The organism is Acinetobacter sp. NEB149 (assembly GCF_012516415.1).
Classification (GTDB): domain Bacteria; phylum Pseudomonadota; class Gammaproteobacteria; order Pseudomonadales; family Moraxellaceae; genus Acinetobacter; species Acinetobacter lwoffii_V.
In genome coordinates, this window is sequence record NZ_CP051208.1 from 14,970 (window position 1) to 39,000 (window position 24,031).

A 24,031-nucleotide genomic window follows, 5' to 3' on the forward strand; every position below is an offset into this window, starting at 1 on the left:
AACAATAAATAGCATCTTCTAATCTAGAGTATCTTATCTACATAATAAAAAAGGACGCCTCAGCGTCCTTTTTTACTTTCACTCAATTAATCAAACAAACGATCAAAGAATGATTTTTTCTTCGGTGAGGATTTGCTATCTTCACCATCCATTGTTTCTTGTAGTTCTTTCAACAGTTCACGTTGACGTGCACTTAAGTTGACTGGAGTTTCTACCACAATACGGCACAGCAAGTCACCTTGCATGCTGGTACGTACCGGTTTAACACCCTTACCACGTAAACGGAACAGTTTACCTGTTTGCGTACCTTCAGGAATTTTCAGACTAACACGGCCATCTAGCGTAGGAATCTGAACTTCCTTACCTAAGGCTGCATCAGCAATTGATACCGGCACATCCATATACAGGTCAGCGCCATCACGCTGGAAGATTTCATGCTCACGCACCACCACTTCTACGTACAAGTCACCTGACTGACCATCACGGATTGCTTCACCCTTACCGGTCAAGCGAACGCGGTCCCCATTATCCACACCCGCAGGAATAGTGACTTCCAGAGTTTGCTGACGATCCGACACACCTGAACCATGACATTTATTACATGGGTTCTTGATGATCTTGCCCTGACCGCGACAGGTGCTACAGGTTTGCTGTACCGAGAAGAAACCTTGCTGCATACGCACTTGACCGGCACCATGACAGGTACGGCAGGTTTCCACATCATTTGGATTTTTTGAACCCTTACCATCACAGGCATCACACGGTGCCGGTGCAGTAAAGGTAATAGTTTTCTTGACGCCTTTGACCGCTTCTTCCAGGGTCAGTTCCATCACATAGCGTAAGTCAGAACCACGGCGCGCGCGTTGCTGGCCACGACCACCACCGCCGCCGAAAGCACCACCGAAAATATCACCGAACTGGCTGAAAATATCTTCTGCGCTGAAACCACCGCCGGAGCCGCCACCGCCGCCCATACCACCTTCAAAGGCCTGATGGCCCATACGGTCGTACATGCTGCGCTTTTCACCATCAGAGAGCACTTCATAGGCTTCTGCTGCTTCTTTGAATTTCTCTTCAGCTTCAGCATTGTCCGGGTTACGGTCTGGATGATATTTCATCGCCAACTTACGGTAGGCTTTTTTGATTTCATCATCACTAGCGGTTTTAGCGACGCCCAAAACCTCATAATAATCACGTTTAGCCATGTCTGGCGATGCTCCTCACGGAATTTGTTTAATATTCAACTGAGGTCTGAAATTGGGGTCAAACCGAGTTTTACAAGGGGAAATATGAAAAAATTATCAAATGGAGCGTAAAACGCTGTCCTTCAGGGCAGAGATATAAGCGATACGACATGAAATGTCGTTGGTTTTTTTTAAATCAACACCTTTAATTTATTATTAGCTAATATAAGCCCATGAAAACACTTAAATTACGAATAAAAGACAAACATTGCAAGGTGCTAGGTCAATTAGCATCTGAGGTAAACTTTGTCTGGAATTATGTGAATGATTTAGGGTTCAAACATTTAAAAAGAAAAGGTGAATTTCTATCGGCTTACGATGTAGCGAAATACACAAAAGGCGCATCTAAAGAATGTAGCCTACATAGTCAAACCATTCAGGCTGTGACAGAAGAATTAGTAACAAGACGCAAGCAATTCAAAAAAGCAAAGCTAAAATGGCGTGTAAGTAACAAGAAATCAGCAAGGCGCTCTCTTGGTTGGATACCCTTTAAAAAGGTTGCCGTTAAATATTCCGATGGCTTAATTCAATATGGAAAAAACAAGTTCGGCATGTGGGATAGCTATGGCCTAAGCAAATACACTGTAAGAACAGGTGCGTTTGTTGAGGATAGTCGTGGGCGTTGGTATGTATGCCTTGTTGTAGATTTACCTAAGCAAGAGAAGCCTAAAGCGACTAAAGCAATTGGTATTGATCTAGGCTTAAAGGATATTGCTACCTGTTCTGATGGTACGGTCATTTCAAATCCCAAGTTCTACCGTAAATATGAGCAGAAATTGGGTATTGCTCAAAGAGCAAGAAATAAGAAGCGTGTTCGTGCATTACATGCCAAGATTGCAAACCGTCGTAAAGACCGTTTGCACAAAGCAAGCACTATGCTTGTTCGAAATAATGCACTGATTGTTGTAGGTAGCTTAAGCGCTAAAAAGCTTGTAAAAACTAAAATGGCAAAATCGGTTTTAGATACAGGGTTTTCAAAACTCAAAACAATGCTCAAGTATAAATGCGAGAACGCAAGTGTATTGTTTGAAGAAGTTAATGAAGCCTATACCACCCAGATCTGCTCGTGCTGTAAGCGAATATCAAGCAGTAGTCCGAAAGGTAGGGTTGATCTTGGAATAAGAGAATGGACATGCCAGAACTGCGGTACAGTCTGGCAGCGGGATTTGAATTCCGCCCTGAACATACTTGCGCTTGGGCATAAGCGTCTCGCAGGAGGAATCCTCTTGCTTTAGCTGGGGGGAGGATGTCAAACGCTTTAGAACACAGCTTTATTTTGAGAGAATTTATAGATACCTTTAAACCAGGCATTGATCAGGAAAATAAAGGCAATAAAGCTGAAAATCACCCCGGTTACTACACAGGCTTTGACCCAGAGCTGGCTATCCCAGGCAAAGAAAAACAGTGGAATAAACCACAGTGCAGCAAAGATCGCCAAAATGGTATAAATCACGATATTACGCATGATCCACAGCGCCTGTGCCTGTAACCAAACTTCAGCATAATCAACCTGGGTGACTTTACGTGCGAACCAGTAGGCCAATAGTCCACTAAACAGGGTAAATAAGGCCAAAAACATGAAGACATAAGCCATCGCTACGGAACGTCGCATCTTGGTTAATGTATCTTGAGTCATGTTCGGTTCAACCTCGTTACCGTATTGGCAGCTCGGCCAATGCAGCAATTACTTATTTTTTTAAATTATAAAAATCTCAGGTGCTACTATATTGAAAATTTCCAAATTTCGCACCTGAAATTATGACAAATTTAAACAGAATTTAAACTTTTTTTCACTTTAAACCACTGTGCATATAGTGCAGGCAGGAAAAACAGGGTCAATAATGTCGCCACAATCAAACCACCCATAATCGCCACCGCCATTGGCCCGAAGAAAATACTGCGGGATAAGGGAATCATCGCCAGCACCGCAGCCAGTGCGGTCAATACGATCGGACGACAACGGCGTACTGTGGCATTAATAATCGCATCCCACTGTGATTCTCCGGCCTGAATATCCTGCTCAATCTGGTCAATCAGAATCAGCGAATTGCGCATGATCATTCCGGATAATGCAATCGTTCCGAGCATCGCAACAAAACCGAAAGGTTTATTGAAAATTAACAGGAATAACACCACGCCGATAATGCCCAAAGGTGCGGTCAGGAACACAATAAAGGCACGTGAGATGCTTTTGAGCTGAATCATCAGCAGGGTCATGACCACTGCGAGAAATAAAGGCATGCCGGCATTAACCGAGTTCTGCCCGCGAGCCGATTCTTCAACTGTACCGCCCACTTGCAGCAGATAGCCATTCGGCAGCTCTGCCCGGATTTTTTCCAGTGGCTCTTTGAGTTCATTAACCACAGTAGCGGGCTGTAACTTGCTGCGAATGTCGGCACGCACGGTAATGGTCGGTAAACGATTCCGATGCCAGATCAGACCTTCTTCAAAGCTGTATTCAATTTTGGCCAGCTGCGCCAAAGGTACTGATGTACCGGTTGCAGTCGGAACAGCCAGACTGGCTAAAGATGCTACCTCCACCCGTTCAGCCTGAGCACCACGTAAACGGATTTCGATCAGTTCACGTTTTTCACGGTACTGATCAATACCGGCCCCCAAAATCGAGCTGTTCAGCACATTGGCCAGTTCACTGCTACTCACCCCCAACTGACGGGCACGATCCTGATCGATCTGCAATTTGATGACTTTGCTCGGCTCCCCCCAGTCCAGATGCACATTGGTGGTATTCGGATTTTCTCCCACGGTGGCTGCAACTTTCTGCGCCCATTCACGGACTAATCCTAGGTCTTCACCCGATACCCTGAACTGCAGTGGATAACCCACAGGTGGGCCATTTTCCAGCAAGGACACCCGGGTACGCACTTCTGGCAATAACTTTCGAATCTGATCACTTAAGGATTTACGGATTTCATTTCGATCCTCTAAAGAGGATGCCAGCACTACAAACTGGGCAAAACTGGTTTGCGGCAACTGCTGATCGAGCGGTAAATAGAAACGCGGCGATCCCATCCCGACATAAGCCACATAGTTATCAATACCCTCTTGTTTCGATAAAAAGGCTTCGACTTTTTTTACTGCAGCTTCAGTGGCTTTCAGTGATGCACCTTCTTCAAGTTTGAGATCCACCAGAATTTCAGCTCGATTTGAAGGTGGAAAAAACTGCTGCGGCACCAGCTTAAACATTAAAATGGACAGGATAAAAATCCCGACCGTGGCAGCAATGACAGTTTTACGATAGGTCACACAGGCATCGACCCAACGACGAAAACCCTGATAAAACCGGGTTTGATAAGGATCATAATGTTCGCTGGCATGATGCACAATCGGCTGAGGTTCTGGCTGTTTGCACAGACGTGCCCAAAGCCGCTGATACCACGGTGCTTTTTGAATTAAATCTTTGTTGAAATCCGGTAAAAGTTTATCGCCTAAGTATGGGACAAACAGTACCGCGGCAATCCAGGACACCAGCAATGCGATGGTTACCACCTGGAAAATCGAACGGGTATATTCCCCGGTACTCGAGGCCGCTGTGGCAATCGGCAGGAAACCGGCAGCAGTAATCAGGGTCCCGGTCAGCATCGGAAAAGCGGTGGTGCGCCAGGCATGTCCGGCTGCCTGCAAACGGCTATAACCCTGCTCCATTTTAATCGCCATCATTTCAATCGCGATAATGGCATCATCGACTAGCAGACCGAGGGCCAGAATCAGGGCCCCCAAGGAAATTTTATGCAGTCCGACATCAAACAGCTGCATACCGGCAAAGGTCATGGCCAGCACCAGCGGAATGGAGAAAGCCACCACCAGACCAGTCCGGAAACCGAGCGAGAAAAAACTGACCAGCAATACGATAATCACCGCTTCTGCCAGCACTTTCATAAATTCGTTAATACTGCGTTTGACTGCCACCGGCTGGTCGGAGACTTTTTGCAGCTCCATGCCGAGTGGCAGGGCTTTTTGCAGGCGGGCGAATTCCTGTTCCAAATTTTTACCCAAGGCAATGATGTCCCCACCCTTGCGCATGGACACAGCAATACCAATGCCGTTTTCACCCATAAAGCGCATTCGAGGCTGTGCCGGATCACTAAAGCCACGATAGACTTCTGCGACATCTCCCAACTGAATAGTTTTGCCATTGACCAGCAGCGGCATCTGTCTTAATTCTTCCACACTGTTTAATGCACCACTGACCCGCACCTGAATCCGGTCTGAACCGGTTTCAAAAAAACCGGACTGGGTGGCGGCATTTTGCTGTTGCAAGGCTTGCTGAATCGCCATAACTGGAACGCCCAGCTGAATGGCCTTGGTATTGGAAATCTCAATCCAGATTTTCTGGTCTTGCAGGCCAATCAGTTCAACTTTGGCGACATCTTTGACCCGTTGCAGTTGCAGCTGTAAGCGGTCGGCGTATTCCTTGAGGGTCGCATAGTCAAAATCTTTACCCTTGAGCACATAAATATTGCCAAAGGTATCGCCGAATTCATCATTAAAGAACGGCCCTTGTACTCCTTGTGGCAATTCATGCCGGATATCGCCCACTTTCTTGCGCACGTTATACCAGATATCCGCGACATCTTTCGAAGCCAGAGAATCCTTGGCAACAAAAGTCACCATGGATTCACCCGGACGTGAATAGGCCATGATGCGGTCATACTGTCCCGTGGTCATCAGTTCCTTTTCAATCCGGTCAGTGACCTGTAGGGATACTTCTTTGGCACTGGCACCCGGCCAATAGGTCTGGATCACCATGACTTTAAAAGTAAAAGGCGGATCTTCACTTTGTGACAGTTGGGAATAAGAGACGATGCCGATCAGACCCAGCAGGATCATAAAATACAGCACCAGACCTTTATTTTTTAAGGCCCATTCCGACAGGTTAAAGTTCATGCTTAACTCCCTGCCTGAATGGTCACACGACGGTTTTCACGATCAATCGGATTGATTTTTTGCTGGTTACGCAGCAGATGTACGCCGCCAATCACTACATAATCTTCCGGCTTGAGGCCACTGAGTACAGGAACACTGTCCCGGCCATAGGCACCGAGCTGAACCGGAACTTTACGCAAGGTATGATCCGGCTGGACCACCATCACATAAGCCTGCTGATCCGTTGCCGAGACACTGGATAGCGGCACACTGAGCATATTGTCGCGGCTGTGCTGAAAAAATACCCGGGCACTTTGCCCCAGCTGGATCTGACCATTGCCTTCACGTAAGGAAACTTTAACCCGAAAGGTACGCGACTGGTCCGCTGCTGGTGAAATCTCGCGGACAAAAGCGGCAAATTTTTCTTCAGGTCTGGACCATAAAGTGACCGTAGCTGCCTGTCCAACCTTGATCTCCGAAATAGCCTGTTCCGGTACGCCAATTACCACTTCACGCTCACCGGCAATCGCCAGTTCATACGCCGCCTGCCCGGCAGCCACCACCTGTCCTGTTTCGATATTACGTGCAGTGATCACGCCGTTTCTGGTGGCAATCAGCTGGTTATAAGCAGTCTGGTTTTTAGCGGTATCGTAGTTGGATTGTGCCTGTTTCAGATTTGATAGGGCGGTCTTGTACTGGTTTTCGATCGCGTCATATTGTGAGCGGCTCACGGCATTGGATGGCAATAACTGCTTGAAACGTTGTAATTCATCCTGAGCAATCTTAGTAGCAGACTGCGCGCTTTCCAGCTGGGCACGTGCTGCATTCAGCTGCAGCTGGGCATCTTTGACATCCAGAGTTGCCAGGACTTGCCCGGCTTTGACCTGGTCACCCACATCAGCGAAGCGCTGGGTCACCTGCCCAGCGACCCGAAATGCCAGTGCCGTTTGCTGGCGTGCCTGCACATCACCGGCATAACTTTTTAATTCATGCTGTGAAGTGGTGGGTGTCGCCACCATGACAAAGGGAACTTCCTGTTGTGCTGCAGCAGTATCTTTGCTGCACCCGCTTAAAGTCACGCTGCAAAGCACCACCATGCCAGCCAATACGCTGTAAATCCTGCTCATCTTATTCGCTCTTATCTGATCGTCTTTTTTAGGGCAAACTATGCTGATATATTGAATTGCTTGTTTTTTAATTAATATACCACCCGGTACACTAATTAAAACTCAAGCTTCAAAGCAATGACCGTATTGACTTTTTTTGGAAGAAATTGTGCAAATACCTGTAGGACGACCCAAGGATCTGGAAAAGCGTCAGCGCATCCTCAGCGTGGCCAAAGCGCTGTTTTTAGCGCATGGCTATCATGCCTCCAGCATGAACCAGATTGCACGTGAGGCAGGTGTGACCAAGCTGACGGTGTATAACCATTTTCGGTGGTGTTTCAAAAAGTATGCTGAAACAAAGCAGGTTGAATTTTGATAAAATAGAGAAATGCGAATAACTCTAGAAATCAAATGTCCAACCTGCCTCAGTGACAGTATAAAGAAAAATGGCATCAAAGTAGATGGGAAACAAAACTATCAGTGCAAAGACTGCAAACGTCAGTTTATTGGTGACCATGCTCTGAGCTATCTAGGATGTAATTCAGGCATTACTCGAAAAATATTACAGTTGATGGTCAGAGGTAGTGGTATACGAGATATCGCTGAAGTTGAGCGAATCAGTATCGGTAAAGTTTTACGTACTTTAACCGAATCGACCTACCAAATTCAGCCTAAACAAAGTCATTATGAGTCTCTTGAAGTTGATGAGTTTTGGACTTTTGTGGGAAATAAAAATAATAAACAATGGCTTATTTACGCCTACCATCGAGAAACAGGTGAGATTGTTGCTTATGTTTGGGGTAAAAGAGACTTAGCTACAGTTCAACGATTGAAGACAAAGCTTAAACAATTAGGTATTCACTACACCCGAATTGCAAGTGATCATTGGGACAGTTTCATAACTGCTTTTAAAAACTGCAAGCAAAGTATTGGTAAATTTTTTACTGTAGGTATTGAAGGTAATAATTGCAAAATAAGGCATCGAATTAGGCGCGGTTTTAGAAGGAGTTGTAATTTTTCAAAAAAGATTGAAAACCATTTTAAAGCTTTCGACTTAACCTTTTTTTACATCAATAATGGCTTCATTTAATGTCAGCATACTTTTTGAAACACCACCCCATTTTCAGGACAAGGCGACCCTGTTTAGCTGTGCGATTGAGGATACCTGTGAAGCCATTCTGCATGAACATCCTCAGCTCTTGCAGCCGAGCAGTGACTTTGCGCAGGAGTTTTATCAGGCCTGTCAGCGCGCTTTAAATATTATTCATTTACCAGAAGCGATCAAGCTGGACCTGTTACTGATGGAACTGGCCTCGCAGCAAAGTCCTCTGGCAGAACAGTTTTATGAGGCCTCGCATAGCAAACTGGATGCAGTCTGGAATGATTTCTTTGCTCTGGCCCAACAGTACAGCTTTATTCAGGTCGATCTTCCAGAAAAACAGACCGAGCTGATCGTGTCCCTGCTGACCGGAACCCGTCATCAGAAAATCCTGTTGGGTCTCAGCCCTCCCCCTTCAAGCGCAGAACAGCAACAGATTATTAGCGAGGCCATTGAACTGTTTATGCTGAAATATGCCCTTTCGGATTAAATCCTTTCCTTTGGATTGATCACCGATCACCGTATATGGCCTAAAAGTTGCTAAAAAGCAGCCTATGTTCTGCAACTTTTGTCTCTAGGGGACTTGGATTGTCATGCAGTCGCGGTATAGTCAAAGCATGCATGTGAGGGAATAAAAAATGATTCAACAGATTGATGCACCACTACGCGAAGACGTACGCTTACTGGGTAATTTGCTTGGGGAAACCTTAAAATTACATGCCGGGCAGGATTTGTTTAATCAGATCGAGCAGATCCGTGCCCTATCCAAAGGCGCTCGCGATGGACAGGTCGAAGCAGAAAAACAACTGGAACAACTATTTTTGAGTCTAGAAGATGCAGAAATCCTGCCGCTGACCCGCGCCTTTACCCACTTTTTAAACTTTGCCAATATTGCCGAACAATATCATGTGGTACGTCGTCGCCGTCAGAGCGAGTTTGATGACACTGCAGAATCGCCCAATCCTCTAGTGCCTTTATTTGAAAAATTTAAACAGCAGGAGATTTCTGCCGATACGCTGTATCAGCAAATCTGTGAACTGAAAATTGAACTGGTTCTGACCGCGCATCCCACAGAAGTCAGCCGCCGTACCCTGATTCAAAAATATGACGGTATCAATAATGCCCTGTCCAAATTTGACCAGCAGAAACTGACTCCACGTGAACGTCAGGCAGTTCTGGCCGATCTGAAACAGCTGATCAGCTCCGCCTGGCAAACCGATGAAATCCGTCAGCATCGCCCGACTCCGATCGATGAAGCCAAATGGGGTTTTACCACCATTGAGCAAACCTTATGGAATGCAGTACCGAAATTTATCCGTGAACTAAATGGCATGGTGCAAGCGCAATGTGGCCAGAACCTGCCCTTAAATGTCGCACCCGTACGTTTTGCCTCATGGATGGGTGGTGACCGCGATGGCAACCCCAATGTCACCCACACCGTCACTCAGGAAGTACTGTGGCTGTCGCGCTGGAAAGCAGCCGATCTCTATGTACGCGATATTGAAAACCTGCGCTGGGAACTGTCCATTCAGCAATGCAGTCCGGAAATTTCTGAAGCCTTGGGCCAGCCCCATCCTGAACCTTATCGTGAATATTTACGTGATACCCGTACCCGCCTGAAAGCCACCCGTCACTGGCTGGCAGAAAAATTAAAAGGCAATGATGCCGATGACAGTCTGGTGATTAAAAGTAAAGATGAACTTTTACAACCGCTCCTGACCTGCTACCGTTCACTGATGGACTGCAATCTGGCCGAAATTGCCAATGGCAGCCTGCTGGACTTTATTTACCGGGTCAACAGTTTTGGGATCGAACTGCTAAAACTGGATATCCGCCAGGAATCGGGTCGTCACCGTCAGGCGATTTCTGCGATTACCGAATATTTAGGACTGGGGAATTTTGAAACCTGGACTGAACAGGCACGGCAAAACTTTTTACTGCAAGAGCTGCAAAGCAAACGTCCGTTGCTGCCAAAACATCTGAATGAGCCAGCAGGCAGCCTGATTGAACATCCGGATGTACAGGAAGTGTTTGCCACCATGCGTACGCTAGCCGAGCAACCGAGCGAATCTCTGGGTGCTTATATCATCTCGATGGCAGAATATCCAAGTGATGTGCTGGCCGTACTGCTTTTACAAAAAGAAGCCGGCATCGAGCAGGCGTTACGGGTGGTTCCCCTGTTTGAAACCTTAAAAGATCTGGATGGCGCAGCCGCAACCATGTCGACCCTGTTCAATATGCACTGGTACAAACAGCATATTCAGGGCAAACATGAGGTCATGATTGGCTATTCGGATTCTGCCAAGGATGCCGGTTTTATGTCGGCCAACTGGGCCCAGTATCGTGCCCAGGAAGAACTGACCGCGGTTGCACAGCAACATGACGTGCAATTGACCCTGTTTCATGGTCGTGGCGGTTCAATTAGCCGTGGCGGTGCGCCAACCCAGCAGGCACTCTTCTCTCAACCGCCAGGGTCGATTTCAGGTGCGATCCGGGTGACTGAACAGGGCGAAATGATCCGTTTCAAATTCGGTCTGGAAGAAATCGCCCTGCAGAATCTGGAAATTTATACCGCTGCAACACTGGAAGCGACCTTACTCCCGCCACCTGAACCCAAACAGGAATGGCGCGACTTGATGCATCAAATGACCGAGCTATCGGTGCAGGTCTATCGCCAGACCGTCCGGGAAAATCCGCATTTTGTGAAATACCTGCGTACCGTCACGCCAGAACTTGAACTGCAAATGCTGCCACTGGGTTCACGGCCGGCGAAACGTAAAGTCAGTGGTGGGATTGAATCACTGCGAGCGATTCCCTGGGTCTTTGCCTGGACCCAGATTCGCCTGATGTTACCGGCCTGGCTCGGTACCGGTGCTGCATTAAATGCGGTACTGGATCAGGGACAACGCACGGTACTGGATGAGATGCTGGCAGAGTGGCCGTATTTTCAGACCCTGATTGATATGCTGGAAATGGTACTGTCCAAAGCCGATGCCAATGTGGCGCTATATTATGAATCGCATTTGACTCAGGATGAAGATCTTAAAGTTCTGGGAACAGAACTGCGTCAGCGTTTGCAGGATGCTGTACAAACCCTGTTGAGCTTAAAAGGCGAATCGAAACTCCTGAGCAGTAACGGTGTACTGGATCAGTCGATGAAAGTACGTAAACCCTATTTGTTACCACTGCACTTACTGCAAGCTGAACTGATGAAACGTCGCCGTTTATATCTGGAACAGCAGCAGGCTGAAAATACCCCGGTCGATCATGCCTTAATGGTCAGCATTGCCGGCATTGCAGCCGGTTTACGTAATACCGGCTGATTTTTCGCCCTCGCATTCAAAGCACATCCTGGTGATGTGCTTTTTTTGTACATGAATTGGCCAAAACCACTCACTGCATCGTATTTTTTATAACTAAAATAACAAATCTTTATGAGTGAATTTTAAGCATAGCTATATGATTAATCCACTGATTTAACGCTACTTTTATATTAAAAATATTTACCAATTGATAAAAATAAATAAAAGTCAATGAATTAACTTGAACAAAAAGTTGAAAGGAGTGATTAAAACTTCCAAAAAACCGGAGTATGATGTGCACAATTTATCTTTTGAGTGCTCATTTTATGTCCAGTTGGTTTCCCAAATGGCGCCCGTATGAGGGCAGTATCGATGCACGACCAGTAGGTACCGCAGAGTATTTGCCACCCGCACAAACGGTAGTTTTGGGTGTACAGCATGCCTTTGCCATGTTTGGCGCAACCGTACTGGCACCTTTTTTAATGGGCTTTGATCCAAACCTGGCAATTTTAATGTCAGGGATCTGTACCATCCTGTTCTTTTTAATCACCGGTGGCCGGGTTCCAAGTTATCTAGGTTCAAGCTTTGCCTTTATTGGTGTGGTCATCGCAGCAACTGGTTATGCGGGTGGTGGCGGACTGAATCCGAATATTGGCGTTGCAGCAGGCGGGATTATCGCATGTGGCATCTTCTATGCGCTGATGGGCTTTCTGGTCATGGCGACGGGCACCCGCTGGATCGAAAAGCTGATGCCACCGGTAGTGACCGGTGCCGTGGTGATGATCATTGGCCTGAACCTTGCTCCAGTCACGGTTAAAAGCGTCATGGGCAACACCTTTAATATGTGGATGTCTCTCGTTACCGTGATGTGCATGGGCTCGATTGCCGTCTTTACCAAAGGCCTGCTGCAACGCCTGCTATTATTGGTCGGTCTGTTACTGGCCTATCTGATCTATTTCATGCTCAGCAATGTCATGGGTTATGGCACTGCAATCAACTTCCTTCCCATTCAGCAAGCAGCCTGGTTCGGTTTACCGACCTTCCATGCACCGACCTTTGAATTGAATGCCATGCTGATCATTGCGCCGATTGCCTTGATTCTGGTGGCTGAAAATCTGGGCCATATTAAAGCCGTAGGTGCGATGACCGGTGAAAACCTGGATCCGCATATTGGTAAAGCCTTTGTTGCAGATGGTATTGCCACGACTTTAGCGGGTGGTGTGGGTGCGCCGGGTATGACCACCTATGGTGAAAACATTGGCGTGATGGCCGTAACACGGGTCTACTCGACTATCATCTTTGCCGTCGCGGGTGTCTTTGCTGTGTTCCTGGGTTTATCGCCTAAGTTTGGTGCGATTATTCATACGATTCCGACAGCGATTCTGACCGGTGCTTCGATTATAGTCTTTGGTTTGATTACTATTGCTGGTGCCAAAATCTGGATTGAGAACAAGGTCGATTTTTCGCAGAACAAGAACCTGATGGTGGCTGCGGTGACCATTATTTTAGGTACGGGTGATTTTGCCCTGACTTTTGGTAGCTTCAATCTGGGTGGTATTGGTACGGCAACGTTTGCAGCCCTGTTCTTAAACTGGTTCTTCAGTCTGGTCGATAAAAAATAAAATTCAGCGATGCCTGGGCACAGCCTGTTGCAAGCAAAAAGACCGAACATATATGTTCGGTCTTTTTTGTAGCCTAAAACAGTCTGTCTAGAATGAACTGTTTTAAATGACTGGCAATTGATTCGCGTTGGCTTATTTCTGTTTTTTAAGCGCTTGCTTCAGTTGCTTCAATTTGCCTTTATGTTTTGAAATCTTTTTCAAACGTGCTTTGATTTCTTGCTTTAAAGATTTAACTTGCTTAGCCATGGTATTACTCCCTAGTAAGGCTATTCGTTAGGCTTGTGTTGTTTCACAAAACCACGAATAAATTTTCTTAATTCACGAGCAGCACTAGTATCCAGTTCTTCGCAGAGACGAATAAATTCATCACGCTCCGTACTCTGAATACGAATTAAAAGTTGTCCATCTTTCTTGCCTGTCTTTATTTTTTTGATTTGCTCGCTCATTGCTTATCTCTCCAAAATAAAGACTGCTTTGCAAAAGATGTATATACAATATATATACTTTTTAAATTAAATCAAACTTACATTGTAAAAATATTTAATAAAATCAATTTCTTTTTTTTACTACAATTTCTATAAAACCGTGTAAAGCCTGTCCAGGCAAGGCTTTAGGCACTTGGCTGAATGGGCTTTTTATGGATAAATTATTTTTGCAAAAAGGCGATGTTATGCTTAAAAATCGCCATGGCTACAGCAAGATCTCCTGCATAGCTTGAAGATCGTCCGGCGTAGTTGAACTGAAATGAGCCTGTTTAAGGACGAAACTCTTTCAGTTCACGTTGAATAAAGTATTGGAACATTTCACGGTATAGATGTTCAATAAACTCCTGATCGAGGCCCTGCTTTTGCGCCAATGCCCTAACATTTTCTACAATCTGTTCCATACGTTCTGGTGACTGCAAATCGGTTTCAGTTTTTTTGAAACGGGTGGTTTGATCAACATAAAATTGACGCGCAGCGATCAGCTCAACTAAAGCTGTATCAATGGCATCGATCTGTTGACGTGCATGTTCTAGTGATTCAGCTTTGATCTTTTCCATGTTTTTTCAGTTCACTTTCAGTTTGATTATTACTCTTATACTTTTCTTCTAACACATTACTGAAAATACTTTCAATCATCCAGACCCGATATAAGCTATTAAATGTATAACTTTGATCATCAATGCGCAGTTCCAGTACCGGAAAATTCGGCTGCGACTTCATTTCACACAGCATATCATTGTCCTGCAGCTTGGCCAGAATATCGTCTTGGGTCAGATCTACAATATTTAACTGTTGCTGCAAAAGTTTGAAATGGGGTGCATAAGACAGGTCTTCACCACGGGTCCAGACAGCCTGCAAGATCTGGTACATCGCCTCAATCCGCTGCTCCTCGGGACAGCTATAAAATAACTGTGCCATTGGCGCAATCGCCTGCTCGGTCGGTCGGCAAAACGGGGTAAATTCTACGTCCGTCCGTTTGGATAAACGTGTGGCCAGACTCCAGTCAAACTCATCCCGGCCACGATAGGACAAGGGATAGACATTCAACTGGATATTATAATAATCGGCCAGTTCTTCCTTGATATAGGCCAGCAAAAGCCAGGAGATCGGATCTTCCAGCGCGATATACAAGTCCAGTTCCGGATCCATCGACTGGATCTCGTTCAGCTCTTCAGCATCACTGATCAGATGCTCACGCCATTCAATGTGATCGATCATAAAAATCGGATTACCGGTCAGCAGTTTTTGCTGCTCCAGACGCCGGGTCAGACGCAACAGGTCATCGACTGCCTGATACTGGCGTCCGCCTAAATTAAAATAGCTGGCCAGAATCGGGGTCTGGTCAAAAATACGTTCGGGAAAGTCCTGTGGCTGATGATGACGACTGGCCATGGCATAAAGGGTTCGTAATTTTCCGGTCTGTTTTTGCCACAACATATGAAACACATCTTCCAGCAAATACAGAAAATCCTGCCCGCGCAGCGGGGTATGCCGTAAAATCAGTTCCGCCTGTTGCAAGGCTTCAGCGCTGGGCAATTCTGGCGTGTCATGAAAACTAAAACGATGCTGTTTCGACAGAATCTTGGCATCATTTAGGGTGTAGTGCTGCCATTCATCAAAAGACATCTGATTTGGGGGGCTGCATGCGAACTAGAAATAATTACTTTCAGCGGCTTGAGCTGCGGACTTAAAATTTCTTCGAGCTGGGGCAGCTGCTGTACCGCCAGATAGCTGTACACATCATCCAGTCTTAAATGGATACTCAGCCCATCTTGAATAGATAACACCGTTTGACGGATTGGTTTCTGGTAAAACCAACTCGATCGGATTGGATCAAACCAACGGCGTAACAGGGACATGAGTTCGGCCTCGACAAAGATGACGGTGTGCAGTTCAAAAAATTGAATCTGTACAGAATAATCTATTTTTAAGATCGCAGAGCAAAAGCCCTGCATGGTGTAAAAACTTATATCAAGTCTTGACATACTCCCCCCACTTTCGACTAGCTCAAGTGGGGGATTCTAAAAGCAAAAGCTCTTAGGTGACTTCCTCACGGATTTCACTTGCTTTCTGCTTCACAGGGCGATCTTTACCGCATCTTCCCTCGACAGACAAAACGGTGTGTCCCACCGCTAAAATGTTGCGAGAAGCATTAATATCTGCATTCTCGCTAAAGCCACACTCGACACAACTAAAGTTTGCCTGAGTGAGCCTATTTTCTTTTGCAACGTGACCACATGAACTACAAGTCTGACTTGTATATTTAGGGTCAACTTTAACGAGTAAACCACCTCGCCATTGCTGTTTGTACACCAACATATTAACAAGCATTGACCAACCTTGATCTAGGATTGATTTGTTCAAGCCTGATTTAGCTTTAACATTCTTTCCTTTTTCTTCGATTGAGCCTTTGGCTGACTTCGACATATTGGCTACTTTTAAGTCCTCAACTACGATCATTGCGTGGTTTTTGCTGAGAGTTGTCGTGACTTTGTGCAAGTAGTCATGCCGAATATTGGCAATATGATGATGTAATTTATTGATCTTTAAATTAAGTTTTTTCCAATTTTGACTAAATTCGGTTTTCTTTCTCAACTTGCGTTGAAGCCTAGCCAACTTTACTTGATTGGCTTTAAAACTATTGATTGGGTCAAATACCTGACCTGTTGATATTGTAATTAATTGCTTAATGCCAAGATCAACACCAATTGCAGATTTTGATGGATGAATTGGTTGTTCGATTTCACGGTTAGTACAAAATGAAACATACCAAAGCCCACAAATTTTCTTAATTGTAATACTTGTGATTTTACCAACAATTTCTTGTGATTTTTTAAATCTTATCCAACCTGTTTTTTTAGGCAAAGAAACTCGATCACTAATAACCTCACAATCTGCAAATGGAAGTCTAAAAGATTGCTCACCATCTGATTTCTTCTTGAATCTTGGCATGAGTGGTCTAAGCTGAATCTCACCACCATCAGCCAATTTAAAAAAATTGGGTTTACGTGGTTTCCGCTTGTTTTGCTTTAAACGAGCTTGTTCTTTTTTGTTGTAAAACTTACCCCATGCTTGAGCAAGATCACGTATTTTTTGCTGTAAGCAAGCTGAATATGTTTGACCAAGAAAAGAAAATTCAGGTGTTTTTTTAAGGGGCACTAATTTTTTTTCAATGCTTTCGTAACGAATATATTCATCTTTAGCAAACATTTCAAATGATTTAGCGAGAATTTGATTCCACACAAAACGAGCAGAACCTATTGCTTGATTAAGCAATATTTCCTGTTCTTGGTTAGGCAGAAGCCTAAACTTGTAGTGTTGTGAAATCTTCATTAAATCATTGTTTATAAAAGAATTGTAGTGTTTAAATTATAGCAAAAATAAGCAATAAAACCAAGAAAACATTATCTTTAATATGGCTATCGCCACTCGCTTGTATCCTCCACCTGACTGTCGGTGAGGGTCTTACGCCCGATTAAGATAAGCAAATGTTCAATGTTTAACAATGGATTAGAGGTCAAGATTCAGGTCAGTGACTGCACCGGTTTCTGCACCTGAAGTCAGTTTGGCGAATTTGGCCAGCGCACCGTGAGTATAGTTTGGCTGAGGTTTGGTCCAGGCCGCTTGACGTGCGGCAATTTCTTCTTCCGCAACATGCCAGGTCATTTCCCGGGTTTCAGCATTAATTGAAATCTGGTCACCATTTTTCACCAGACCAATCGGGCCACCCTCATAAGCTTCTGGCGTCACATGACCAATCACAAAGCCATGACTGCCACCAGAGAAGCGTCCGTCAGTAATTAAAGCCACCGAAGCGCCCAGACCTTTACCAATAATCGCAGAAGTCGGTTTCAGCATTTCCGGCATGCCCGGACCACCTTTAGGGCCGACGCCACGAATCACCACCACTTCACCCGGCTGGACTTCACCATCCAGAATCCCGCGCATGGCACCCTGCTCGCCTTCAAATACCCGGGCCGGACCAGCAAAATGCAGACCTTCCTTACCGGTAATCTTGGCCACGGCGCCCTTCGGCGACAGATTGCCTTTTAAAATCACCAGATGAGAGTCTTTTTTCACGGGCGCATCAAAAGGCAGAATAATCTGCTGGCCTTCTGGATAGTCCTGAACCTCGGCCAGGTTTTCTGCCAGGGTTTTTCCGGTCACCGTCAGGCAGGAACCATCCAGCATGCCGGCATCCAGCATGCGCTTCATCAGCGGTTGAATCCCACCGATGGCAATCAGTTCAGACATTAAATACTTACCAGATGGGCGCACATCGGCCACCACCGGAATATCTTTACCAATCCGTACGAAATCATCAAGACTCAATTCAACCCCTGCGGTATGCGCCATGGCCAAAAGATGCAGTACACCATTGGTCGAGCCACCCAACGCAATCAAAACCTTGATCGAATTTTCAAAGGCAGCCTTGGTCATGATGTCACGCGGCTTGATATCCAGTCGCAACAGATTCATCACCGCCTCACCGGCACGGGCACAGTCAATTTGTTTGTCATCCGAAACTGCTTCTTGCGCGGACGAACCCGGCAAGCTCATACCGAGTGCTTCAATCGCAGAGGCCATCGAGTTAGCCGTATACATACCACCACAAGAACCCGGACCCGGCAAAGACACTTCTTCAATATGCTTGACCTGAATCGCGTTAATTTCACCTTTGGCATATTGACCGACCGCTTCAAATACCGAAATCATGTCGGTATGGCCTTCGCCTGGTTTGATGGTGCCGCCATAAATAAACAGACCCGGACGGTTTAAACGGGCTAACCCCATAATGCAGCCGGGCATATTTTTATCACAGCCACCAATGGCGATCACCCCATCATAAGCCTGACAGCCCACGACCGTTTCAATCGAGTCTGCGATCACTTCCCGTGACAGCAGTGAATATTTCATGCCTTCCGTGCCATTGGAAATACCATCTGAAATGGTAATGGTATTAAAGATAATCCCCTTGCCGCCTGCCGCACTCACGCCCTGCTCTACAGTTCTGGCCAGACCATCAATATGCATATTACAAGGCGTGACATTGGCCCAGGTCGAGGCAATACCAATAAATGGACGTTCAAAATCAGCATCTTGAAAACCTGTGGCACGCATCATGGAACGGGCTGGTGCATTTTCAATGCCTTCATAAACGGGGGCTGAATGCTCGCGGATATTATCTTTACTCATTATTTTCTTCCTGGGCGTCGACTGATTTGAAACTTCAGTTTCAGCAATTTATTTTAAGACTATTGTATAGAAAGCATTCGGCATGTAAAAGAAATTACCCTATAGAAAAACATTTTGATGAATACTTAAAAAATTTTAATCACATGATCAAGCGACATGGATGTCGCCGTTTCGCTACTCTACAGGGAAGTAAAGTTAGCGGAACAAGAGCGTTTTGTTACTTTTGCGCCGTCAAAAGTAAGATTCTGCCTGCACAAAGATCATCAGAACTTTTAAAGTTATTAACGCTTTGATTTTAAGTGGATCTTCGATTTTTTTACCATACAGCCTCAAATTACCTGAGTAATTTTTAATGCTATCTCGTAGGCACTTTTACTTTTGCCGGGCCAAAAGTAAACAAAATCCCTTTGTTTGCCCGATATGGCATCCCTGCCATACGGGCAAACGTGCGACTTCCTGTCGCATTCTACTGGGCATAATTTGGAAAGTCTAAAAATAGTTTCTTGTATAAAAAAAGCACCCCATCTGGAGTGCTATTTAAATCTGTAAAATTACAAATTAGATATCACGTACTGCACCTTTCGAGGCACTGGTAGTATGCATCGCATACGCTTTCAGTGCTTTAGACACTTTACGCGGACGCTGTTCCGCAGGCTTCCAGCCTTTGGCTTCTTGTGCTTCACGGCGTGCTGCCATGGTTGCTTCGTCTACGGCCAGGTGAATAGTCCGGTTTGGAATATCAATTTCGATACGGTCACCATCTTCAACCAGACCAATCGCACCGCCTTCCGCAGCTTCAGGAGATACGTGACCGATTGAAAGGCCAGACGAACCGCCTGAGAAACGGCCATCCGTTAAAAGTGCACAGTCTTTACCCAAACCTTTCGATTTAAGATAACTGGTTGGATACAGCATTTCCTGCATGCCCGGACCACCACGTGGACCTTCGTAGCGAATTACCACCACATCACCCGCAGTGATTTTGCCGCCCAGAATCGCTTCTACAGCAGCATCCTGGCTTTCAAACACACGTGCAGTCCCGTTGAATTTCAGGATGGAATCATCCACACCCGCTGTTTTTACGATACAGCCTTCCAGTGCGATGTTGCCATAAAGTACTGCCAGGCCACCATCTTGCGAGAAGGCGTTGGCTGCATTACGGATCACGCCATTGTCACGGTCACCATCTAAACGGGCATAGTAACGGTCTTGTGAGAATGCCGTCTGCGTTGGTACACCGCCCGGCGCTGACTTAAAGAATTGATACACGTCTTCATCTTCAGTACGGATGATGTCCCATTTATCCAAGGCATCTTTTAAAGTTTTTTCATGGACGGTTGGAACAGATGTATCCAGCAAGCCTGCACGATCCAGTTCGCCCAGAATCGACATGATGCCACCGGCACGGTGTACATCTTCCATATGGACATCCTGTTTCGCTGGGGCAACCTTACAAAGAACCGGCACATTACGCGACAAACGGTCGATGTCGGTCATCGTGAAGTCGACTTCAGCCTCGTGTGCTGCTGCCAACAGATGCAGAACCGTATTGGTTGAACCACCCATTGAAATATCCAGCGTCATGGCATTTTCAAACGCTGCTTTGGTCGCGATTGAACGTGGCAACAAGCTGTAGTCATTTTGCTCATAATGACGTTTAGTGATTTCAACAATCAATTGACCCGCACGCTCGAATAATTTTTTACGATTTGCGTGGGTTGCCAGCGTAGAACCATTACCCGGTAAAGATAAACCTAAAGCTTCGGTCAAACAGTTCATGGAGTTGGCGGTGAACATGCCTGAACATGAACCACAGGTAGGACAGGCTGAACGCTCATAAGCTGCCACTTCTTCATCAGTAAAGCTGTCGTCTGCCGCAACCACCATGGCATCCACCAGGTCAATCGCGTGTTCATTGCCACGGATTTTGACCTTGCCCGCTTCCATCGGACCGCCAGAGACAAATACCACCGGAATGTTCAGGCGCATCGCGGCCATCAACATTCCCGGGGTGATCTTGTCACAGTTCGAGATACACACCATCGCATCGGCACAATGGGCATTGACCATGTACTCGACCGAGTCTGCAATCAGATCTCGTGAAGGCAATGAATACAGCATGCCGTCATGACCCATCGCAATACCGTCATCGACCGCAATGGTATTGAATTCTTTTGCTACACCGCCTGACGCTTCAATTTGACGTGCCACCAGCTGACCCAGATCTTTAAGATGCACATGACCCGGTACAAACTGGGTGAACGAGTTCACCACCGCAATAATCGGTTTACCGAAATCTTCATCTTTCATGCCGGTGGCACGCCATAAACCGCGTGCGCCAGCCATATTTCTTCCGTGTGTCGATGTTTTTGAACGATAGTCAGGCATTTTATATTTCCAACAAAGTTTGAGCTTGCAATGAATCGGGCAGATCCACTCTGGCTAAATCATACTGACAAGGAGCTTAAATCAGTTGAATTTTAAACCTATCATACTACAAGCCCTTGATTTACAAGATGGCCTTTTGGGTGTAGATGCAGGCAAAAATGTCTATAGAGAGGTTTGGATGATCTGACGATAAAAATTTCTTAATGAAATCTACTATACCGCCATCATCATCAGGACAATACAAAACTTTCATGAATAATTTTTACAATTTGCATGAGTTTTTTTTATATAAAAATTCCACCGAAATTCAAGTACTCACAGGCCTTATTCGATAAGTTTTTGCAACGATTAGGCTGAAATTTGGCTTTTGGCTTATAATACCCTTTAAGTTTATTTGGAATTTCATGTGTGAAGATCATATTTGCGGGCACACCAGAATTTGCAGCCACAGCATTGGCTGCACTGCTTAAAACCGAACATGAAATTGTTGCGGTCTACACTCAACCGGACCGCAAAGCTGGACGTGGACAAAAACTGAGAGCTTCTGCAGTCAAGCAGCTGGCTTTAGAAAATAATATTCCGGTCTACCAACCGCTTCACTTCAAATCTTCGACTGAAGAAGGTCTGGCAGCGCAAGCGGAACTTAAAGCATTAAATGCAGATGTGATGGTAGTGGCGGCTTATGGCCTGATCCTGCCACAAGTGGTTCTGGATACGCCAAAATATGGTTGCCTGAATATTCATGGTTCGCTGTTGCCACGCTGGCGCGGTGCAGCCCCGATTCAGCGCGCGATTGCTACCGGCGATACCGAAACAGGTGTGACCATTATGAAAATGGCGGCCGGTCTGGATACCGGGGATATGATGTATAAAACATTGTGCCCGATTAGCGCCGAGGATACTTCTGCCAGCCTGCATGACAAACTGGCGTTACAAGGTGCTGAGGCGATTGTGGCCGTGCTCGAATCGGAACAGACTTTACAGCACTATCTTGAGACTCGTGAAGTTCAGGATGAAAGCCTGACGGTTTACGCGCATAAACTGTCAAAAGCTGAAGCACAAATTGACTGGACCCAGCCTGCAGCAGCCATTGACCGTAATATTCGTGCTTTTAATCCATGGCCGGTGGCATTCACCCCGCTAGATGACAGCAACAATTTACGCATCTGGAATTCCTCGCTTTCCACGCAAAAGACAAGCAATGCCCTGCCTGGTGAAGTGATTGCCCTGGATAAAGACGGCGTGCATGTGATGTGTGGCGATCAACATGCTATTTGCATCACCAATCTGCAATGGCCAGGCGGCAAAGCCCTGAATGCTGTTCAAATTAATCAAACTCAAAAACTATCGGTAGGATATAAATTCGCATGAGCCAAATTCAATCATCAGCTAAAAATTTGAATTTGCGCGCGCAAGTTGTAAAAACGCTATTGGCTGTACAAAATGGCCAATCACTTGCTTCTGTACTCAATCAACATATTAATATTGTGTCTGAACGTGACCGTGGTCTTTATCACGAGTTAACGCTAGGCTGTTTACGTCAGTGGCATGGCCTGAAAGCCATCACCCTGCCGCTATTAACCAAACCTCTTGATAACCAGGCTCTAGAAAGCTGCTTATATTTGGGTTTGTACCAGATTCTATGTACGCGTATTCCGGCACATGCTGCGATTTCAGAAACCGTCACTGCAGCCAAACAGCTGGGATTTGAACCTTTAAGCGGTCTGGTCAATGCGGTACTGCGTCGTGTTTCACGTGAAACAGAAGAATTTGACCTGGCTTTAAATCAGGCGCATGGCCTGCCAAGCTGGCTCTACAAGCGTTTAAAGAAAGACTGGCCGGAACAGCTTGCCGAGCTGTCACATGACTTGAAACAGATTGCGCCGCTTACCTTGCGTGTCAATATCAATCAGGTCAGCCGTGATGAATATCTGGAAATTCTGGAAGAAGAAGGCTATGAAGCACGTGCCTGTACTCTTTCTGAAGTTGGGATTGTACTGGAACAGAATGTGCATATTCCGAACCTGCCGGGCTATGAAGCCGGCGGTTTCTCGGTGCAGGATGAACATGCCCAGCTGTGTGCGACCTTAGTTCCTGACCTTGAAGGCAAAATCGTAGTAGATGCCTGCGCTGCGCCAGGGGGTAAGACTGCGCATATCTTGGAAAAATACAGCCCGAAAAAACTCTATGCCATTGATCAGGATGCTAAACGTTTAGTCCGTGTGGCAGAAAATCTGGAACGTTTACTGTTAACTGAATATGCCGACGTTGAAATTATCGCGGCTGATGCGATCACCTGGACCGCTCCGGAGCCGGTCGATTGTATCGTACTGGATGCACCATGCTCTGCAATTGGTGTGATCCGTCGTCATCCGGATATTCGCTTGTTACGTCACTCTACCGATATTCCGCAAACGGTACAGCTGCAAAAGCAGATTCTGGAAAATATGTGGCAGCAACTGAAAGTCGGTGGTACGTTGCTGTACATCACCTGTTCAATTCTGAAAGCCGAAAATGAACAACAGATGGTCGAGTTCTTTGCTCAACATGCCGATGCCAAAGAAATCAAAATCGAAGCCGATTGGGGCATCGAACAGATTCATGGCCGTCAATTGTTACCGAAAGCGGATCAAGGCGACGGCTTCTTCTATTGCCGTATTGAAAAAACGGCATAAATCATGCGTTTAAAATGAAAGGCAGCCTAA

16 protein-coding genes and 2 pseudogenes are annotated in these 24,031 nt (G+C 45.9%); 8 read left to right on the top strand and 10 right to left on the bottom strand.

What is annotated here, in order from left to right; genetic code table 11:
* Positions 1–86 precede the first annotated feature (86 nt).
* On the bottom strand, positions 87–1,205 hold the full coding sequence (gene dnaJ / locus HGD77_RS00100; RefSeq protein ID WP_155861639.1) for a molecular chaperone DnaJ: 1,119 nt from the start codon (positions 1,203–1,205) through the stop codon (positions 87–89).
* Positions 1,206–1,417: 212 nt separating this feature from the next.
* Here dnaJ and HGD77_RS00105 point away from each other — a divergent pair, with 212 nt between their 5' ends.
* A complete protein-coding gene (locus tag HGD77_RS00105) occupies positions 1,418–2,479 on the top strand; it encodes an RNA-guided endonuclease InsQ/TnpB family protein (RefSeq protein WP_155861640.1) in 1,062 nt (353 codons plus the stop codon).
* 23 nt (positions 2,480–2,502) lie between these two features.
* On the opposite strand, the gene HGD77_RS00110 is transcribed toward HGD77_RS00105, so the two are convergent.
* The 3 genes from HGD77_RS00110 to HGD77_RS00120 form a co-directional block, all read right to left on the bottom strand.
* Entirely contained in the window at positions 2,503–2,880 is a 378-nt protein-coding gene (locus tag HGD77_RS00110) for a hypothetical protein (RefSeq protein WP_005094781.1), read from the bottom strand.
* A 131-nt stretch (positions 2,881–3,011) separates the two neighbouring features.
* Positions 3,012–6,149, bottom strand: a complete 3,138-nt coding sequence (locus HGD77_RS00115) for an efflux RND transporter permease subunit (RefSeq protein ID WP_168730563.1) — start codon at positions 6,147–6,149, stop codon at positions 3,012–3,014.
* A 2-nt stretch (positions 6,150–6,151) separates the two neighbouring features.
* A complete protein-coding gene (locus tag HGD77_RS00120) occupies positions 6,152–7,255 on the bottom strand; it encodes an efflux RND transporter periplasmic adaptor subunit (RefSeq protein WP_168730564.1) in 1,104 nt (367 codons plus the stop codon).
* A 148-nt stretch (positions 7,256–7,403) separates the two neighbouring features.
* On the opposite strand from HGD77_RS00120, the pseudogene HGD77_RS00125 reads away from it, so the two are divergent.
* The 5 genes and pseudogenes from HGD77_RS00125 to HGD77_RS00145 all read left to right on the top strand — a co-directional run.
* Positions 7,404–7,565, top strand: a pseudogene (locus HGD77_RS00125) (TetR/AcrR family transcriptional regulator); the annotation flags it as partial.
* 57 nt (positions 7,566–7,622) lie between these two features.
* The gene (locus HGD77_RS00130; RefSeq protein WP_001223318.1) at positions 7,623–8,324 is read left to right on the top strand and encodes an IS1-like element ISPa14 family transposase; all 702 of its coding nucleotides are present in this window, start codon (positions 7,623–7,625) and stop codon (positions 8,322–8,324) included.
* Positions 8,311–8,823, top strand: a complete 513-nt coding sequence (locus HGD77_RS00135) for a TetR/AcrR family transcriptional regulator C-terminal domain-containing protein (protein ID WP_228761451.1) — start codon at positions 8,311–8,313, stop codon at positions 8,821–8,823. Before HGD77_RS00130 ends, HGD77_RS00135 begins: the two co-directional genes overlap by 14 nt.
* A gap of 148 nt (positions 8,824–8,971) precedes the next feature.
* Positions 8,972–11,656, top strand: coding sequence for a phosphoenolpyruvate carboxylase (ppc, locus tag HGD77_RS00140; protein WP_168730565.1), 2,685 nt, complete (start codon positions 8,972–8,974; stop codon positions 11,654–11,656).
* Positions 11,657–11,961: 305 nt separating this feature from the next.
* Entirely contained in the window at positions 11,962–13,257 is a 1,296-nt protein-coding gene (locus HGD77_RS00145; RefSeq protein WP_004728924.1) for a solute carrier family 23 protein, read from the top strand.
* Between the two features lie 266 nt (positions 13,258–13,523).
* On the opposite strand, the gene HGD77_RS00150 is transcribed toward HGD77_RS00145, so the two are convergent.
* The 6 genes and pseudogenes from HGD77_RS00150 to ilvD (HGD77_RS00175) form a co-directional block, all read right to left on the bottom strand.
* On the bottom strand, positions 13,524–13,703 hold the full coding sequence (locus tag HGD77_RS00150; RefSeq protein ID WP_004280844.1) for a hypothetical protein: 180 nt from the start codon (positions 13,701–13,703) through the stop codon (positions 13,524–13,526).
* Between the two features lie 308 nt (positions 13,704–14,011).
* A complete protein-coding gene (locus HGD77_RS00155) occupies positions 14,012–14,299 on the bottom strand; it encodes a chorismate mutase (RefSeq protein ID WP_004647685.1) in 288 nt (95 codons plus the stop codon).
* A pseudogene (locus HGD77_RS00160) lies at positions 14,280–15,601 on the bottom strand (hypothetical protein). Before HGD77_RS00160 ends, HGD77_RS00155 begins: the two are co-directional and overlap by 20 nt.
* 178 nt (positions 15,602–15,779) lie before the next feature.
* Positions 15,780–17,075: an RNA-guided endonuclease InsQ/TnpB family protein gene (locus tag HGD77_RS00165; RefSeq protein WP_148334915.1), complete on the bottom strand. Its 1,296-nt coding sequence runs from the start codon at positions 17,073–17,075 to the stop codon at positions 15,780–15,782.
* Positions 17,076–17,252: 177 nt separating this feature from the next.
* A complete protein-coding gene (gene ilvD / locus HGD77_RS00170; protein WP_005094796.1) occupies positions 17,253–18,938 on the bottom strand; it encodes a dihydroxy-acid dehydratase in 1,686 nt (561 codons plus the stop codon).
* A gap of 558 nt (positions 18,939–19,496) precedes the next feature.
* Positions 19,497–21,326, bottom strand: coding sequence for a dihydroxy-acid dehydratase (gene ilvD / locus HGD77_RS00175; protein WP_026056552.1), 1,830 nt, complete (start codon positions 21,324–21,326; stop codon positions 19,497–19,499).
* A 408-nt stretch (positions 21,327–21,734) separates the two neighbouring features.
* Here ilvD (HGD77_RS00175) and fmt point away from each other — a divergent pair, with 408 nt between their 5' ends.
* Both fmt and rsmB read left to right on the top strand, forming a co-directional pair.
* Positions 21,735–22,697 carry a methionyl-tRNA formyltransferase gene (gene fmt, locus HGD77_RS00180; RefSeq protein ID WP_168730566.1) on the top strand — a complete coding sequence of 321 codons (963 nt, stop codon included), beginning with the start codon at positions 21,735–21,737 and terminating at the stop codon, positions 22,695–22,697.
* Complete coding sequence (gene rsmB, locus HGD77_RS00185; protein ID WP_004280818.1) at positions 22,694–24,001, top strand: 16S rRNA (cytosine(967)-C(5))-methyltransferase RsmB; 1,308 nt, start codon at positions 22,694–22,696, stop codon at positions 23,999–24,001. Before fmt ends, rsmB begins: the two co-directional genes overlap by 4 nt.
* Positions 24,002–24,031: the final 30 nt, after the last annotated feature.